The sequence below is a fragment of the Actinomycetota bacterium genome, from assembly GCA_041658565.1.
In the GTDB taxonomy this organism is placed as follows: domain Bacteria; phylum Actinomycetota; class AC-67; order AC-67; family AC-67; genus JBAZZY01.
On sequence record JBAZZY010000003.1, the window covers coordinates 19428 to 35676 of the forward strand.

Sequence of the window (16249 nt, forward strand, 5' to 3'; positions counted from 1 at the left end):
GTTGTCCTATCGGTTGCATCTATCGCGTGGGTCGCTTCCGGCCGGCGACGCGGAGCAGTCCTGACGCCAGCAAGAGCAATCCGGCGATGAGCAGCCAACCCATACCGAGTCCGGTCCGGGCCAGGCTGTCGCTCACTGCGAAAGCACCGAGCACCCCACCGGAGGTCGAGCGACGGTATGTCACGCCGAGGACTTCGACATCGTCCGGGCCGGCGATCTCGTTGGCCAAGAGGCGCACATAGGTCACGCCGAGGATCTCGCTGCCGGGTGGGGAGAGCGTGATCGAATGGAGGGCCTTGAACGTGCTTCCGCGCACCGTGGTGTCCGCGTCAGGGCTGCAGTTGAGCCAGATGACCTTTGTCTTGCCGCCGTTGCCGGGGCGGTCATCGCGCGCCGTGGTCACACGTACGTGGTAGCCCTGCTGATCCTGCGCTTCGAAGCCTGAAAGAACTTCGGTTAGGTCGTACGTGCGTGAGGTCTGGTAGCCCTTCGATGAGGAGGCGATCGTGACGCTGTCGGTGCCGATCACCTGGGTACCGGTGGGGGGCTGGAGCGTGATCGTCAGGTTGAGCGTGCCCGCGCGAAACCCAAAGAAGTCGACTCGGAAGATGCATCCAGGCTTGGGGTCGTTGCTGGCGTCCGGAGCGTCCTGCGGCGCGGAAACCTTGATAGTTCCGGAATTCGCGGTGGCACTCTTACCGTTGGTGCTCTTGGTTGAGTCGGCGTTCGGGCGCTTGTTGGCCTTGTTCGAGTTGGGATTGGGAGCGTTCTCTTTGGGCGCGCTGCTGCCTTTTCCCTGCCCGTAGCTGTCGGCGGTGCCCAGAGACAGGGCCAACATGGTAGCCATCGCGAGCACAGCTAGCATCTTTCTGATCGGTGACATAGTCACGCTACCCTTCGATTGGGGGGGGTCAGTCAGGACTAATTACGAAACGCATCCTGGTCGCTTCGCGTCACCCGGGCGTCACCCGGGCGTCACCACCGGACTGCGTAGCACCCTCCTCGCGGGGCGGGCGGTGGTTCGTGGCATCGCGCGTGGCGTGGCGTGGGACACGCAGGCATCTATCTTGGGAACGGATGGTTCATCCATTCCTCGGGGAGCAGAGCGGGCGTGAGCATCGATCAGTTGGCGGACGGGTTCTGGCGGATTCCTTCGTGTGGGGGCGCCGCCTGATCCCGACACCGACAACGATGGCGTGCTCGATGGGCCGGACAACTGCAAGTTCACTCCCAACACGGATCAGAAGGATGCCGACGAGGTGAAGGTGCACCAGACCGACCCGCGCGCCCCCGACACCGACGGCGACCTATTCGGTGACGGGAACGAGGTGGAGCGTGGGAGCAACCCGAAGAACCCATTCAGCATCCCGGGACCCACGGGGCCGATCATCGCACCGGTGCCGCCGCCCAGTGACCAGATGCCCATAACCGACGACCTGGATCCTCTGTTCCCATAGGTAAGTCGCGCGCGCGCGCTGCTAGCATCGAGAGCGGGGCCCGTAGCTCAAGTGGTTGCCCGTAGCTCAAGTGGTCAGAGCAGCGGACTCATAGTCCGTTGGTTCCAGGTTCGAGCCCTGGCGGGCCCACGGCGAGAGGTTTTCGAGACGTCTTCGAGAGGAAGCCCGAGGCGCCACAGTTTCGCATCGGGGCCGGGCTGTCGTAGCGACCTGGTACCGTCCTCGGGGTGACTCGCGGGCGAGGACCGGTCCGACGCCGCTGGCGTGATTACGAGACGCCGGCGGGCCATCGTCCGGTACGCGACTTCATCTCTAGCCTTCCCGAGGGCGATGCCGCCGAGATCGCGGCGGCGATGAAGGAGGTCGCAATGCAGGGATTCGTGCTTGCACGTCACCTCCGGGGGGAAATCTGGGAGGTTCGCGCTTTCTCGGAGACCAAGGGCTATCGGATTCTGTTTGCTCCAGAGGGCTCGAAGGGGAGGATCCTATTGGCGCTCGACGCATTCGCGAAGAAGACACAGAAGACGCCCGAACGGCTGCTGCAGCTCGCGGAGCGCCGGCTTGCCGACTGGCGAAGACGGGGCAAGAGGATGAGGTAATACCCTTGTGCTGATCTCACATATGAGATAGCCTGAGCGGTATACGGCAGAGGAGGAGGACCGCGGTGCGGAAGAAGGACTTCCTGGACGAGATCATCGAGGAGCGCACAAGGGCGAATCCCCAGTTCCCCGAGCTCGTCGAGGCTGCCCTCGACCGCCGCAAACTTCTTCGCGAGCTGGCATCGGTGCGCGAGGCCGCCGGGATCAGCCAAACCTTGGTGGCGGCCAAGATGGGCACTTCCCAGTCTGCTGTCGCGCGGATCGAAACGGGCCACGCGGATGTCCGCATGTCCACAGTCGAACGCTACGCCGCGGCGGTGGGCTCGCGTGTGACTTGGGCTGTCGCCGGCGTGCCGGCACCCCACACGGGGCGAGCAGCCGCCAAGAAGTCCAGGTCGTATCGGCAAGCCGCGGGGAAGAAACCCAGGCGGGCTTGAACCAGGCTCTGACTCAAACAACTCTGTTAGGTCATGCCATGCGGACCTGGCGTGAAGCCAAATGTCGAGGGCCTTCCTTGCGTCCATATCGCGGGCCTCCCTTCCAATCCCAGATGCGGATATCACTTCCCGAGCGAGACCCGAGAGGGGTGGGGATTGGGTCCCTGGCCACCCAGCGCAGAGGCACCTAACGGCTGTCGATCGTCGGCGCGGCGTTCAATAGGCTCATTGGACCGGTCGAAGGCGCGCGCTCATCACCACGGCTCCGTCCCCGAACCGGGAGTCGAAGACGGCTTGGTCGTTGGGTTCGAACCAGACGACTTCGAGTGCGACCACACCTCGAACCTCGTCTGCGTCGGCGCTCAGCAGGGTTATGCCCCGCTCTCGAATCAACTCCGTTGCTTCGGTCCGAATCCGTTCCAGCTCGGCGATCGAGCGCCTTCGCTGTACGACGCAGAGTGCTCCACCCCAGACCTCACGCAACTCAGAAATACGCCCGTCGACTCCTCCGGTGAACGCCACGTTGAGGACGGCTGCGGACACGTCGCCTTCCTGGGTCTGACCGACGGTCCACAGCCCGGCGAAGTCGGGTTCTGCTTGCGCCGCGGCGATCGCAGCTTGCAGGTTCGCTTCCGTCGTATCCGCCGGACGCGGTCGTTCCCACCCCGCTGCCGGTTCCGGACAGCCCGGCTGGAGCTCGACGTCGGCGGGGACTTCGGGCTGCTCGTAGGTTCCCGGACGCTCGGTGAGGGCAAAGGTCGCACCGTCGAACGTCCCAACCACGCGGTATCTCCCCCAGATCGTGCCGGCCGCGCGCCTCTCGCCGTCGACCATGTCCCAGTTCCAGCCGGCTACGGGAACGCCTCCGCATTGCGGTGGGAACGAAGACAGAAGGACTCCAAGGCACAGACTGGGGCCGTGTGAGGAGTTCTCGAGAACGGTGGTCGAGACCTCGAAGCGTCGCGACGTGGCCGGGGATTCGATGGGCGACAAGACCTCGCCGCGCTGGGCGCACGAGGACAGGACCAGCAGGCTCGCGGTGAGCCACATCCGTCTCATCGCTGGTTTGACGGTGCCGGTCGTCGGGCGGTTCCACCAGCACGGCCAGCGGCACGTCTCGGCGCGGTTGTGGGAGGCGGTGGGTCAAGACAAGCGCAGCTTTGATGTGTTGCGTCGCCGGGCGTCGACCTATCTGCAAAACGCCGCGCCGAACCTGTGGAGGGCCGCTGGGTGCCGGCGCACCTTCGCCGAGGCCGCGTGTTCATCCGGGTTTCCGCAGTGGTCGAGAAGCATCTGCCATCTCCGCGAGTGAGACCTGAACCTGATCAGGCAGCTCGATGCGACGCTTCCTTGCGCAGTCCCCCAAGTGCCGCTTGTCGGTCGGTAGGATCGCGATGGAGCTGGCGCGTACGCTCTGCGTGCGCATCCCGAGTGCTTCCCTCGCGGCGTCCGTCGCTCCACTCGACGTGCACATCTGGCAGGACGGCAGTGAATCGAGGCTGGTTCGCATTCAGGGAGGTTAGGCCCTTTATCCTCTCGTATGTGAACGGCCCCTGCCGCCTCGCGTACGGATGAGGGCGTTATACGACGGCGGCCGAAATCATACGGACCCCTCGGAAGCTACTCGAAACAGAACCCGGCCAGGAATCCGAGCCGTGCGCTCCCGGCTGGGGGAGGAGCCCAGTGCGGGGGTTCGCGTGCGGTGCGGGCGGGTCAATGCCCTGGCTGGGCTAAACTTCGTAAGGGGGTGTTCGGCTGGCCGTTCTTGAAGTCGAACAGGTGTTCGAGTAGCGTAACAGCCCACTGGAGGAAGTACGCGTGGTGCGACCTGCGAGGACACTGCTCAGACCGGTTGAGTTGCAGTTGGACCTTGGCTGGACTGAGCAAGCCGCCGAGGCCGACAGCACCGGCTCCGTCGTCGTTGTGGAACGCGATGCGATCGAGCTTCCCGCCGAGCCCAGGGGAGTTGTGTACACCAAGCCCTGGGTTGTCGAGTTGATTCTCGATCTTGCCGGCTATCGCCCAGAGGTCGATCTGGCGGATCTCCACGCGGTGGAGCCTTCGGCCGGGGAAGGCGCCTTCCTCGTCCCGATGATTCGGCGGTTGCTTGCTTCGCTCGAAGCCCACGGGCGCCCGCTTGACGATGCGGCAGGAGCCTTGCGCGCGTACGAGCTTGATTCGGAGGCGGGCCGGCGTGCGGTCGCGGCTGCCGTGCGCACATTGCTTGACCACGGCGTCGGTCGCGAGGACGCCGACCGTATCGCGCAAGGCTGGGTGCACGTGGGCGACTACCTGTTGGACTCGAGAGACGCTCGACGGCCTGATGTCGTGGTGGGCAATCCGCCGTACATTCGATACGACGACATCCCCGAGGATGTGCTCAGTTGTTACCGGGCTCTTTACCCCACCATGGTTGGCCGCGGGGACATCTACATTGGATTCATGGAAGCCGCGATCCGAACTCTCAAGCCCGGGGGAGTGCTCGCCTTCATCTGCGCCGACAGATGGATGCGTTCTGCCTACGGCGTGGAGTTGCGGCGGTTGATCACGTCCGCGTGCGGCGTCGAGGCGGTGATCGAGATGCACAACGCCCCTGCCTTCGAGGACGAGGTCGCGGCCTACCCGGCGGTTGCGGTTATCAGGCGTGGACCGCAACGTGGGGCGCTGATTGCAAGCGCAGGACCCGATGCTGGGGGGTCGTTGCCGGGGATGGCTTTGGCCGACGCCATTCGAAGCGCAGCGCACGATAAGAGCCGGGCAGTTCCCGGGTTCAGCGTTGCCAAGGTGGATGCGTGGTTCAGCGGTAGTGCCCCGTGGCCGGCCCTGGAACCGCATCAGCTCGAACTTTTGCAGTACCTCGAAGCCAACTTCGCGCCCCTCGAAGATCCCGTTACCGGAACGAAGATTGGCATCGGTGTCGCCAGCGGCGCCGACCGCGTGTACATCACCAAGGACGCCGATGTGGTCGAGGATGATCGCCTGCTTCCGCTGGCGATGGCCGCCGACACGCGCGAGGGCGCCGTCAAGTGGTCGGGGAACTATCTAGTGAATCCGTGGACTCGTCACGGTGATCTTGTGCAGTTGGAGGATTACCCGAGGCTTCGCGCCTATTTCGAAGGTCGCGCGCCCGAACTTCGCAGGCGCAATATCGCTCAACGCCGACCTCGGGATTGGTATCGCACGATCGATAAAGTCAACGCCGAACTCCTGGGCCGGCCGAAGCTCTACTTCCCAGACATGAAGATGTCGAGCAATCCAACCCTTGATGACGGCAGGACCTACCCGCATCACAACCTCTATTACCTCACCTCAGATGGCTGGGATCTCGAAGTACTCGGCGGCTTGTTGCTTTCGCGCGTTGCGCAGATATTTATCGAGGCCTACTGCGTCAAGATGCGCGGCGGCACGCTGCGCTTCCAGGCGCAGTATCTGCGTCGGATTCGAGTTCCGGAGCCGTTTGCCATTGTCGACGACGTTTCGGATCGACTGCGCGCAGCTTTTTGGAGCCGGGATGCAAGCGCGGCTACGTCGGCAGCAATCGATGCGTACGGGATTGGGCATCTGGCCGGGGCTCTCGGGTGTTAGCGGATCTCGACGAGCGATTCCAAGAGGCTGTGGGGGCCTTCTGGAATGCGCGCGGCCGGCAACAGCAGAAACAGATCGAGGGCGGCAAGGTTGACGCAGGGACGCGCGGCGCCGTCACCGGCGGCACGCAGATGGGTGGGTTCGAGGCTCTACTGGCGGACGTCCTTGTGCACGCGGGACTTGATCGTTCAGACATCAGGGTGCGGACGGCGCTTGAGCTTCCCGGGTATTACCGGCCCGAGAAGAAGTGGGATCTGCTCGTAGTTGTCGAGGGCCGTCTGCTCGTCGCCGTGGAATTCAAGTCTCAAGTCGGCCCGAGCTTCGGTAACAACTTCAACAATCGCACCGAAGAAGCGATCGGCAACGCCGAGGATCTCTGGACGGCGTACAGAGAAGGACGGTTTGGGAAGCACCAAGCACCTTTCCTCGGCTACTTCTTTCTCCTCGAGGACTGCGAGAAGGTTCACGCGCCGGTAGCGAACGTCGAGCCGCACTTCGAAGTCGATCCGGCGTTCAGGGGTGCGTCGTACGCCGAGCGTTACCAGGTGCTTTGCGAGCGCCTCGTGCTCGAACGCAAGTACACCGCGGCGTGTTTAGCCCTGGCGACCAACGAACATCCCACCCGCGTTAGTTTCCCAACCGAGCCCCTCGCATTTCGCCGGCTTGCCGCAGCCGCCGAGGGTCACGTAAGGGCGTTTCTCTCTTCCAGATAGTCGACGGGGCCTTCTGATGAGGCGGGACGCACGGCTCCCCGAAGGCGCGCCGCTCGCCGCTTGTGAACTCCAGCCCGGCGGTGCAACGCTGACTTGGACCGCGTGAGGCATCGGTATCCCGACGGGCCGGGGGACCGGTATTGGTTGGCGCGGGTCGCTGTACTACCAGACGACCTCGGAGAAGTTCGACCGTCTGACCCGCCAGCCGATGGTGTTCGAGCACGAGATGGACGAGTCCGGCAAGAGCGAGGGCAAGATCTACGAGTGGAAGTAGGCCTTACGCCCCGTACTCCGCGCGCTCGATCAACTCGATCTGCATGTCGCGGTTGAGGGTCACGAAGTAGGCGTTGTACCCCGAGATCCGCACGAGCAGATCCCTGTAGTTCTCGGGGTGCGCCATCGCGTCGCGCAGCGTGTCTGAACTGACCACGTTGAGTTGCATCTGCATGCCGCCCATCTCGAAGTAGCCGCGCGCGTACGCCGCCATGTTCGAGACTGAGCGCTCGTGCGGGTCGCTCGCCGATGGGACGTACTTGACGTTGAAGGCCATGTTGTTGTCGTTGGACAGCGGGTCGAGCATGGCGACGTCGCGCAGGTTGTCGAGCAGGTTCGGCGAAGCCCCCGGCGACGGGGTGAGACCGGGGGTGAAGGCCTTGCCGGCGCGCCGCCCTGAGGGCAGCGCGCCCGTCAGGCTTCCGAACGCGACGTGGTTGGACATCGACCAGAACCCGGTCGTGTAGATGCCGCCGCGGAAGTTGCGGTGTTCGGCGAAGATCCCGTGCGTCACGCTCTGGATGCGCTGTGCCATCTTGAGCGCGTCGGCGTCGCCCGAGCCGAACTTGGGAGCCTTGTTGTCGATCATGGCGTGGATGTTCTCGTACCCGACGAAGTCGGCACGCAATGCGTCCAGCAGTTCGCCGAATCCGATCAGTTTCTCATCGTAGACCAGATGCTTGATCGCCATCATCGAGTCCACGTTGTCAGCAAGTCCGATGCAGGCCGCTCCGGACGTGTTGTACTTCGCTCCTCCGACGGTGACGTCTTTGCCCGAGCGAATGGTGCCATCGATGAGCGAGGACAGCAGAGGTGTCGGACGCAGGTCTGCGTGCGCGGCGCCCAGGACGTTGTTGTATTCGATGGCTTGTTCGGCGAGGAAACGCAGTTGCGTGGTGTAGGCGGCGAAGAAGTCGTCGAAGGTGGGGAAGGCTCCGGCTGCCGGATCGCCGGTCGAGGGGCCGACCTTCCAGTCCATGAGCGGGTGCAATCCGTCGTAGAGCGCCATTTCCAGCGCGGCGACGAGGTTGAACATCATGCAGTTTGTGTGCCCGATGTGCTTGCCCGACACGGTCGGCTCGACACAGCCGGTCGCCGACCAGTCGCGCCGGTCCTCGAGTTCGTACCCGAGATGCTCGATCGAGGCCAGGATGGTCTCGTCGCAGTGCATGGACGGTGTTGCCGTCGTGATCAGGTTCACCTCGCACAATCGCTTGAGGTAGGCATCGCTGTTCTCTTTGTAACTGAACCGCGCGTTCACGTTCGGGTCACGCAACTTCAGCATCTCGGTGACCTTTAAGAACACGTAGGTCATGTCGCACACGGCCGAGGATCCGTCGCGCGCAAGGCCGCCGAGCGTGATCGCCTGGTCGGAAGAACTTCCACCGAACAGGTAGTTGCCGATGTCGGGAACCAGCGGCAGGTGATCGGTGAGGCGCATGTAGAAGCAGCCGATCAACTCGACCGCGTTGCGCACGTACTCCTCGCGCGCGCCGGCGTCGGAGAGCTTTGCCATGTCGGCCTCGAAGAAGGGCTGCAGCCACACGTCCAGGCGCCCGATCGACAGCCCGGCGTTGGTGTTCTCCATGTGCAGCCCGATCCACACCAGCCACATCGCCTGGACGGCTTCGAACAAGGTGCGAGCAGGGTGCTCGGGAACGCGCGCGCACGCCTCGGCGATCGCGCGCAACTCCGCCGCGCGCGCCGGGTCGGTGCATGCGTCGGCTTCGGCGCGCGCCTGCGCGGCGATGTTGCGCGCGTAGGCGATCACGCCTTCAAGGGTCTGTTGCATCGCCTGCAATGTGATGCGCTTGGATTCGTCGGCGCCGGCGATCTCACGGTCGATCTCCTCGATGATGCCGCGCGCGCCGACGGCGAAGAGCTTGGGGTAGTCGGCGATTGTGTGCGAAAGCGCTGCGGTCTTCCAGGCGAAGTAGACGGCGAAGCGACCGTCGAGTTGTTGGTACAGGGGCTCGTCGTGGCGGTCGCGCACCCATTCACGGAAGTTGCGGCTCGCCCAGTAGGGGAAGACGTCTTGGTGCAGGGTTAGCACGGTCTCCTCGGAGACGTCGTACGGGTTCAGCATGCGGTCGGCGGCGCTCAGCAATTCGCCCCAAATCATGGTGCCGTGAGAGTCGGGGTAGATGACCACGCCGACGTCCTTCGCCGTGGTGGTCCCGCCGAGCAGGTCGCCCGAGCGAATGATGGGCTTGCGACTCTCCATGAGGTGGCGCAGAGCGAGGGCTTGGCGCATCACCGGGTTCCATGGCTTGCCGTCGCGGTCGGTCTCGAAACCGTTGTCGCGGAACCACTGGGTCAACAACGCCGGGCGTTCGGCGCAGATCTCGGGCTTCTTGGTGAAGTGGAAGTCGAGGAAGTCCTTCAGGCGAGGGAAGTCATCGAGTGAGAAGCGAGCAAGGTTCGGTTCGTCCAACCACTTCACCTTGTCGGCCGGCGCGGCGGTGATGAAGTTGGGAGCAGGCTTGGGAGCGGACCCGTTTGTCGAAACCGGCGAAGGGGTTCCGGCGCGCTCTTGGCGTTGCTTAGCCAGTGCCTTCGCCGTGCGCTTGCGCAGCAATAGAGAGTTGTAGAAGTTGAACAGCGAGAGGTAAGTGAGGTTGCCCGAGGTGCGCATGCGTCCGCGCATCAGCAACAGCAGCACCTCATTCGGCGTCGCTGCGAGCATTTCCTTGACCGCGTCGTCGTCGTGGAAGATCAGCGTTGTCGTGGGGGAGCGAACGCCCGCGCGCACCGACAGCCGTCCATCCTTGAATTGCAGCGTCTGGGAAACCGAGTCGGACTCGGTGCGAAACCCGACGGAGAAGTTGATCCATCCGTCGCGTCCACGCAGATACTTGCGAAGCGATGGGCGGGTGTTGAAGGAAACGGCCATCGCGCGTAGCAGTACTGCGGCGAGCAGGTTCGTGCGGGATCGCACGTTGGTTGCCTTCGACATCTGAGTCATGGCTCCCCCAGCATTGGTAATCCGCGCTCTCGTGTCCGAATTCTACCAGTCCGCAAAATCGGGCCGTCTTCCGGTTACGACAGGGCGCGCGCCAGCGTCGCGATGGTTTGGATCAACTCGTCGACTTCTTGATCGACCACACCCACGAAAGCGTCCATCGCGGCCCCCTGGATCGCCCAGATCACGAGGTTGACGATCCCCGGCGTCGCAAGGCCTTGGGGCAGGACGCCGGCGGCCAAGGTTACGTTGGCCGCGGTGTTGCGCTCCAAGACCGGCCGCAGGGCTTCCCGCAGGGCGGGGTCCGTTCGCGCGGCCATCACCAGTTCGTACGAAGCTGTCATGGACGGAAGGCGGAACACGTCCCACAAAGCCCGCACGCTTGCGGCGACGGCGTCGGTGGCTTCGCCTGCGCTCTCTAGGCGTGCGCGCACGACTTCTCGCACATCGTCGTAGAGCGCTTCGGCTGCGTCGGCGAATAGGTCGGCTTTGGTGGGGTAGTGGCGGAAAAGAGCCCCTTGGGAGCAGCCGGCGCGCGCGGCGATGTCGGCCGTTGTGGCGCCCGCGTATCCACGTTCAGCCAGGCTTTCGATCGCGGCCGCGCACAGGCGCGCGCGGGTCGCAGCGCTTCGCTCGGTCTGGGTCCTTCTCTGCGCCACGGGGTTTCCTTCCCGGTCCTATGTTTGATAGTGTGCGCTCGCTATCTTAGCAAACGCGAGCTTGTGCCGGGTAGACCGGCGGGATCTGGAGGGGTCATGGCGACGAAAGTGGTGGTCCTGGGTGGGGCCGGAGCGGTGGGCAGTCAGGCCGTGCGCACGCTGGCCGAACACGGCGGCTTCGACGAAGTCGTGATCGCCGACTGGAACCTGGCGCGCGCGCAGGAACTCGCCACCGAGATCGGGCGCGCGGGGGTCACGGCCGCGGGCGTTGACGTGATGGATCCCGACGGCGTTGCGAACCTCGTCCGAGGCAGCGACATCGTCTTGAACTGCGTCGGTCCCTTCTACCGCAGTGTCAAGACCGTTCTGTCGACCGTGCTGGATCTGGGCATCAACTACGTGGACGTCTGCGACGACGTGGATGTGACCAACGAGATCCTCGAGTGGGACGCGCGCGCTAAGGCCGCCGGCGTCACCGCGCTGATCGGCATGGGCTCCTCTCCCGGCGTCACCAACTTGTTCGCGAAGTTCGTCGTCGACCAGATGCTGGACGAGTGCGAGACGGTGGACATCTTCCACACTCACGGCGGCGAGCCGATCGAGGGCCCCGGTGTCATCGGCCATCGCTTCCACTGCATGTCCATCGACATTCCGATGTTCCTCGAAGGCGAGTTGCGTACGGTGAAGTACTTCGAGCCCGATGGGATCGCACTGCGTCAGACCTTCGATTTCCCGCTGGTTGGAGACGGAATACCCGTGTTTCCGTACCCGCACCCCGAGCAACTCACGCTCCCGCGATTCATCAAACTGCAGCGCGTGACCAACAAGGGCTCGGTTCTTCCGATTCCGTATTACGAGCTGACGGCAGAGATGTGTCGCCTGGGGCTCAGCAGCAAGGACCCGGTGTCGGTCGGCGATCAGTCGGTGGTTCCTTACGACTTCGCAACTGCGTTCCTGATCCGCGAGCGCGACCGGATTCTGGCCGAGACGAACTTCGGCGAGCAGCGTGGATGCATCTCGGTCGTGGTCACCGGAAAGAAGGACGGCGAGCCACGCGAATTTCGGTTGCACATGGCGTCTGCGAGCAAGGCGTTGGGCGAAGGCACCGGGATTCCGGCGGCGATCGGTACGATGCTCGTCCACCGCGGCAAGGCATCGTCCGCAGGGGTTTTGCCGCCTGAGGCGCTGCTAGACGCAACCGATTTCCTTGGATTGGTCGCACAGTTGCCGTCGCTGACTTCGTCGGCAAGCACGTTCATCGAAGAGGTTCTGCCGGACGGCACCGTGAAGCAGATGCCTCTGTAGGGGAGCGGCCGATGGAACGCTTCATTCTGGCGATCGATCACGGCACGTCCGGCATCAAGGCTGCGATCGTGTCGGAGCGCGGCGCAGTGTTGGACGCGGAGTTCGTCTCCACCCCGACGTTGTACCTACCGGGCGGGGGGGCGGAGCAGGACCCGCAGGGGTGGTGGGATGCGCTCGTCACGGCAGTGAAGGCATTGCGCGCGCGCGGCAGGGTGTCATTCGAACGCATCGAACTCGTTGGTGTTTCCAGCACGTTTTCGACAACGGTGGCCGTCGATTCCGAGGGTGAGCCGGTGATGCCGGCGATCACGTGGCTGGACTCGCGCGGCAGCGAGTACGTGCGCGCAGCGATGCGAGGGTTTCCGAGTTTTCAGGGTTACGGAATCACGAAGGTATCGCGCTGGGTGAGGCGTACGGGGGGTGCGCCTGCGTTGTCCGGGAAGGATGACGCAGCGCACGTCCTGCTGGTAAAGCACGCTTTTCCAAAGGAGTACGCGCGCGCGCGCTGGTTCCTGTCCAGCAAGGACTATCTAACGCTGCGGCTTACCGGAGAGGTCGCGACGTCGCCCGACGCGGTGCAGCTTTTCTACGTGACCGATACGCGCGACGCGAACAACATTCGGTACGACGACGGCCTGATCCGCGGGCTGGGGATCGATCGCGAGAAGTTGCCGCCGCTGCGCGCGTCCACCGAGGAACTTGGAACGTTGCGCGCGAGCGTCGCCGACGAACTCGGATTGCCGCGCACCGCGCGCGTCGCAGTCGGCGCGGCGGACATGGCCTCGGCGCTCGTTGGCTCAGGTGCCGTGCGCGATTATCAGGGACACCTCTACATAGGTACCTCGTCGTGGGTGCAGTGTCCGGTGCCGTTTCGCCGCACCGACGTTCTGCATCAGATCGCGTGCTTCCCAACTGCGGTTCCGGGCCGTTATCAGGTGGTCAACGAGCAGGACTACGCCGGCGGATCCGTCGACTTCTTGGTCAAGCACGTGTTGGAGCGCGCGTGGGGATCCGTCGGGGCGCCGCTTCCCAAGGATCCGTTCGCGGTGATGGAGCAAGTCGCGGGTTCGGCGCCGGCCGGGAGCAACCGCTTGATCTTCACGCCGTGGCTGAACGGTGAACGCACTCCGGTGGACGACACGCATCTGCGGGGCGGGTGGCACAACTTGTCCACGACCACGACGCTGGAGGACATGGCGCGCTCCGTGCTCGAGGGTGTTGCCTACAACATTCGCTGGAGCTTGCACTACGTCGATCGCTTCGTGAAGCGCAAACTCGAACCGCTTCGATTCATCGGCGGCGGCGCGCAGTCCGACACGTGGTGTCAGGTCCTTTCCGATGTCTTGGATCGCGAGATCCACCGTGTCGCTGATCCTCGGCAGGCCAACGGGAGGGGCGCAGCGCTGATTGCCGCGGTCGGCGCCGGGTGGGTGAAGTTCGATGAGATCCCGGACCTGGTTCGGGTTGAGCGTGCGTTCTCACCCGATCCGGCGAACCGCGCGATCTACGACGAGATGTACGGCGCTTTCCGCCACATCCACAAACGCAACCGCGGCGTGTACCGGCGACTCAACAAGGCCTGACAAAAGCTGCGTTTTGACCTAGTAGCTGGGCGGCGTGTTTCATGGGAGCCCACCGGGTGAGGCAACAAGGGGGCTGCATGTATCGCCGTTCGCTGCTGTTCGTCGTCGCAATCATGTGCGTATCCATGGCGCCGGCAGGGCGTGCGAGCGTGCCGCGACCACCCCTTCAGGAGGGGTCGCCCTGGCCGCAGATGCGTCACGACGCGCGCAACACCGGACGAAGCGATCTACGTGCGACCTATCGCCAAGGCGCCGTACCCTGGTCTTTTGAGACCGGCAAGGGGATCTTCAGCACGCCGGTTATCGGTGCCGATGGCGCGGTCTACTTCGGCTCCGCCGACGAGAACTTCTACGCGCTGAACCCCAACGGGACCGAGCGCTGGCGTTATGCCACCGGCGGAATCATCGACTCGGCCGCGACCATCGGCCGCGACGATCCCTCCCTGGGTTCGTCGCCGATCACCTTCGGGTCGGGCGACGGCAACCTCTATCGCTTGCGCGCGGACTCGGCGCCGCTGGATTCCGCTGATCGTCTGGTGTGGAAGTTCGCCAACACGCTGCCGCCGGTCAGCGGTGAACTGGTGAACTGGTTCGAGGGCAACGTGGTGACCGGCCACGACGGGACGCTGTATGCGGGCACCACCAATGGCTATGGGTTTGCAGTGAATCCGGATGGAACTCAGAAGTGGGCGTGGGCCGCCGGAAACGCGGTGTGGAGTGCGGCCGCAGTAGCTCCGGACGGCACGACTTACTGGGATTCGCTCGACTTGCAGATCTACGCGGTGGACTCGAACGGAAAGACCAAGTGGCGCACTCCGACATCGGGATTCTTGAGCGCGTCGATTGCGGTTGGAACCGACGGAACGCTCTACGTGGGCTCCTGGGACAGTCGCGTCTATGCGCTCGATTCGGCGACCGGGGTTCCGAAGTGGAGTTTCCCGACGAGCGATCACATCTACGCATCCGCCGCACTCGGCGAGGACGCGTTTGGTAACACCGACGCGATCTACGTCGCGTCGACCGACGGGTCCATCTACGCGCTTTCACCGGGCGGAGACTTGCTTTGGCGTTACGACACCGGGGACGCTGTGCGGTCTTCGCCGGTCGTCGGGCGCGCGCCCGAGGGCGAGCAAGGCGACATCGTCTACGCCGGATCTTCCAACGGAAATCTGTACGCGATCAACTCGTCGGATGGGACTCGACGTTGGTCGTTCGACACCACACCGGATGATCCGGTGCTCCGCGATCGCAACGACCTCAACGCGTCTGCAGCACTTGGCTCCGACGGCGTGTACATCGGCGGAGAGCACGGCCGGATGTGGCGCGTTCCCTACGACTATTGCCTGAACGTCGCCGACGCACGCTGCGAAACCGATCCCGGCGAGGAGTTTGCCGGCGACCTTACCGGCGCGTTCTTGGTCTCTTCCGGCGGCTCGACCATGGAAAGTGGTCCGGAAAGCGGACTGCCTGCTGCCGTAATGATCAACGCCCGCCTGGTCGTGCGTCGCAACGGCGAGACCGTGGATGCCGCGATGCTTCCCGGTCCGTCGGGGACGGCGAAGGACTTGGTCTCGGTATCGCCTGCGTTCGACTTCGATGCGCAACTGTCGGGAGACGGGCACTTCTTGCACATCGTGCCGAGGGACATCCTTGACCCGGACACGAATTATCGCGTGCACCTGAAAGGCAACTACACATCGGACGGGATCCCGGCGAGCAACACGGTGATCGGGGGGACCTCGCTGGGCGTTTTCGACGACGACTTCGTGTTTCGCACGGGTGCGGTCGGCGGAATCGGGTTCCCTATGTCGGTTGGACCGAACGAGGTGTCGGCCGTGCGACTCGACCGTATCGCCGTGCCGCTGCCGCCCATGTTGCCGAGCATCAACCAGATCGGTTTCGACAGCTTCGAGTGGCTCGCCGGCGCGATCGACGTTTCGCCACCGGATGCGAACGGCGGCGGGTCCGTGGTGTTGTGGGTTGTTAGCGGGAAGAGAGATCCGGCGACCGGGATCTGGGTTGCCGATCCCGCCGGTGACTTCGCTTTCCCCTTGACCGGTCGCTACTCGGACGATGCATTCGCGCTGTCGCTGAAGGATCTCACACTGGACTTCGGGTCGTTGTCGGTTCCGGTGACCAAGATGGAGATGCGCGGACGCCTCTCGCCGCATCTCGACACTCTGCCGGGCGCGAGCCTCTACGGAGAGGTCGAGTGTCTCCAAGTGCCCGTGTACGGCCCGCTCGCGTTCTTGCTGGGACTCTGCAATACCAACGACAAGTTGGCGGCGGCCGGAACTTTCATCACGCGCGCGTATGACGCGGCAGGCCCAGCCAACAAGCGGCCGGCCGGCCTGTCTGTGATTGGTGTCTCGGTTGAGCGCCCAACGGCGCTGAGCGACGGATCGGTTGTTGCCGACCTGGCCTTGGAGCCGGGCGCACACTACTCGGCCGACCGGCACGTGATGTCGATCATGCTTTCTGACGCGGTCACCGGCGAGGTGGTCGCGGTGGACTACCGAGGCGGAATGACGACAGAGACGGGCGCGACGGGTGACGTTGCCCAAGTGCGCCTGACGATTCCTCGGGGAACGGGGCTCCCGGATTCACTTCGCGTACACGTGATCGCCGATGTGTTTCCCCTCGCGACGATGGACCGATAGGTGTGCTTCCGGGCTA

Annotated in this window: 15 protein-coding genes and 1 tRNA gene; 12 read left to right on the forward strand and 4 right to left on the reverse strand. The window is 64.1% G+C overall.

Annotated features, from left to right (window positions below; translation table 11 throughout):
• Nucleotides 1-19: 19 nt before the first annotated feature.
• Nucleotides 20-883, reverse strand: a complete 864-nt coding sequence (locus WDA27_03380) for a hypothetical protein (GenBank protein MFA5889987.1) — start codon at nt 881-883, stop codon at nt 20-22.
• Nucleotides 884-1045: 162 nt separating this feature from the next.
• Between WDA27_03380 and WDA27_03385 the strand changes: the two genes are divergently transcribed.
• The 5 genes from WDA27_03385 to WDA27_03405 all read left to right on the forward strand — a co-directional run bounded on the left by WDA27_03385 (nt 1046) and on the right by WDA27_03405 (nt 2493).
• A complete protein-coding gene (locus WDA27_03385) occupies nt 1046-1174 on the forward strand; it encodes an NlpC/P60 family protein (protein ID MFA5889988.1) in 129 nt (42 codons plus the stop codon).
• Complete coding sequence (locus WDA27_03390) at nt 1158-1457, forward strand: hypothetical protein (GenBank protein MFA5889989.1); 300 nt, start codon at nt 1158-1160, stop codon at nt 1455-1457. Before WDA27_03385 ends, WDA27_03390 begins: the two co-directional genes overlap by 17 nt.
• A 36-nt stretch (nt 1458-1493) precedes the next feature.
• Nucleotides 1494-1586 (forward strand) — tRNA-Ile (locus WDA27_03395).
• A 98-nt stretch (nt 1587-1684) separates the two neighbouring features.
• Nucleotides 1685-2056, forward strand: coding sequence for a type II toxin-antitoxin system RelE/ParE family toxin (locus tag WDA27_03400; GenBank protein MFA5889990.1), 372 nt, complete (start codon nt 1685-1687; stop codon nt 2054-2056).
• Between the two features lie 65 nt (nt 2057-2121).
• On the forward strand, nt 2122-2493 hold the full coding sequence (locus WDA27_03405) for a helix-turn-helix transcriptional regulator (GenBank protein MFA5889991.1): 372 nt from the start codon (nt 2122-2124) through the stop codon (nt 2491-2493).
• Nucleotides 2494-2718: 225 nt separating this feature from the next.
• On the opposite strand, the gene WDA27_03410 is transcribed toward WDA27_03405, so the two are convergent.
• Nucleotides 2719-3552: a hypothetical protein gene (locus tag WDA27_03410; GenBank protein ID MFA5889992.1), complete on the reverse strand. Its 834-nt coding sequence runs from the start codon at nt 3550-3552 to the stop codon at nt 2719-2721.
• Here WDA27_03410 and WDA27_03415 point away from each other — a divergent pair.
• The 4 genes from WDA27_03415 (at nt 3533) to WDA27_03430 (ending at nt 6791) form a co-directional block, all read left to right on the forward strand.
• The gene (locus tag WDA27_03415; GenBank protein ID MFA5889993.1) at nt 3533-3805 is read left to right on the forward strand and encodes a hypothetical protein; all 273 of its coding nucleotides are present in this window, start codon (nt 3533-3535) and stop codon (nt 3803-3805) included. The two genes, WDA27_03410 and WDA27_03415, sit on opposite strands and share 20 nt — an antisense overlap.
• An 82-nt stretch (nt 3806-3887) precedes the next feature.
• Nucleotides 3888-4016 (forward strand): hypothetical protein, encoded by a 129-nt coding sequence (locus tag WDA27_03420; GenBank protein ID MFA5889994.1) that lies wholly within the window; start codon nt 3888-3890, stop codon nt 4014-4016.
• 295 nt (nt 4017-4311) lie between these two features.
• Complete coding sequence (locus WDA27_03425) at nt 4312-6078, forward strand: Eco57I restriction-modification methylase domain-containing protein (protein ID MFA5889995.1); 1767 nt, start codon at nt 4312-4314, stop codon at nt 6076-6078.
• Nucleotides 6072-6791, forward strand: a complete 720-nt coding sequence (locus tag WDA27_03430; protein ID MFA5889996.1) for a PaeR7I family type II restriction endonuclease — start codon at nt 6072-6074, stop codon at nt 6789-6791. Before WDA27_03425 ends, WDA27_03430 begins: the two co-directional genes overlap by 7 nt.
• A 277-nt stretch (nt 6792-7068) precedes the next feature.
• Here WDA27_03430 and WDA27_03435 read toward each other — a convergent pair whose 3' ends face one another.
• The gene (locus WDA27_03435; GenBank protein ID MFA5889997.1) at nt 7069-10029 is read right to left on the reverse strand and encodes a pyruvate formate lyase family protein; all 2961 of its coding nucleotides are present in this window, start codon (nt 10027-10029) and stop codon (nt 7069-7071) included.
• Nucleotides 10030-10103: 74 nt separating this feature from the next.
• Nucleotides 10104-10685 carry a TetR/AcrR family transcriptional regulator gene (locus tag WDA27_03440; protein ID MFA5889998.1) on the reverse strand — a complete coding sequence of 194 codons (582 nt, stop codon included), beginning with the start codon at nt 10683-10685 and terminating at the stop codon, nt 10104-10106.
• 30 nt (nt 10686-10715) lie between these two features.
• Between WDA27_03440 and WDA27_03445 the strand changes: the two genes are divergently transcribed.
• From WDA27_03445 to WDA27_03455, 3 genes are all read left to right on the forward strand, one after another.
• Complete coding sequence (locus WDA27_03445) at nt 10716-11990, forward strand: saccharopine dehydrogenase NADP-binding domain-containing protein (GenBank protein MFA5889999.1); 1275 nt, start codon at nt 10716-10718, stop codon at nt 11988-11990.
• Nucleotides 11991-12001: 11 nt separating this feature from the next.
• Nucleotides 12002-13573 (forward strand): FGGY-family carbohydrate kinase, encoded by a 1572-nt coding sequence (locus WDA27_03450; GenBank protein MFA5890000.1) that lies wholly within the window; start codon nt 12002-12004, stop codon nt 13571-13573.
• Between the two features lie 77 nt (nt 13574-13650).
• On the forward strand, nt 13651-16233 hold the full coding sequence (locus WDA27_03455) for a PQQ-binding-like beta-propeller repeat protein (protein ID MFA5890001.1): 2583 nt from the start codon (nt 13651-13653) through the stop codon (nt 16231-16233).
• Nucleotides 16234-16249: the final 16 nt, after the last annotated feature.

Bases quoted from the DNA above. Each gene is read 5' to 3' on its own strand.
- WDA27_03455 (MFA5890001.1), top strand. From the start codon at position 13,651: ATGTATCGCCGTTCGCTGCTGTTCGTCGTCGCAATCATGTGCGTATCC.
- WDA27_03410 (MFA5889992.1), bottom strand. From the start codon at position 3,552: ATGAGACGGATGTGGCTCACCGCGAGCCTGCTGGTCCTGTCCTCGTGC.
- WDA27_03380 (MFA5889987.1), bottom strand. From the start codon at position 883: ATGTCACCGATCAGAAAGATGCTAGCTGTGCTCGCGATGGCTACCATG.
- WDA27_03450 (MFA5890000.1), top strand. From the start codon at position 12,002: ATGGAACGCTTCATTCTGGCGATCGATCACGGCACGTCCGGCATCAAG.
- WDA27_03435 (MFA5889997.1), bottom strand. From the start codon at position 10,029: ATGACTCAGATGTCGAAGGCAACCAACGTGCGATCCCGCACGAACCTG.
- WDA27_03420 (MFA5889994.1), top strand. From the start codon at position 3,888: ATGGAGCTGGCGCGTACGCTCTGCGTGCGCATCCCGAGTGCTTCCCTC.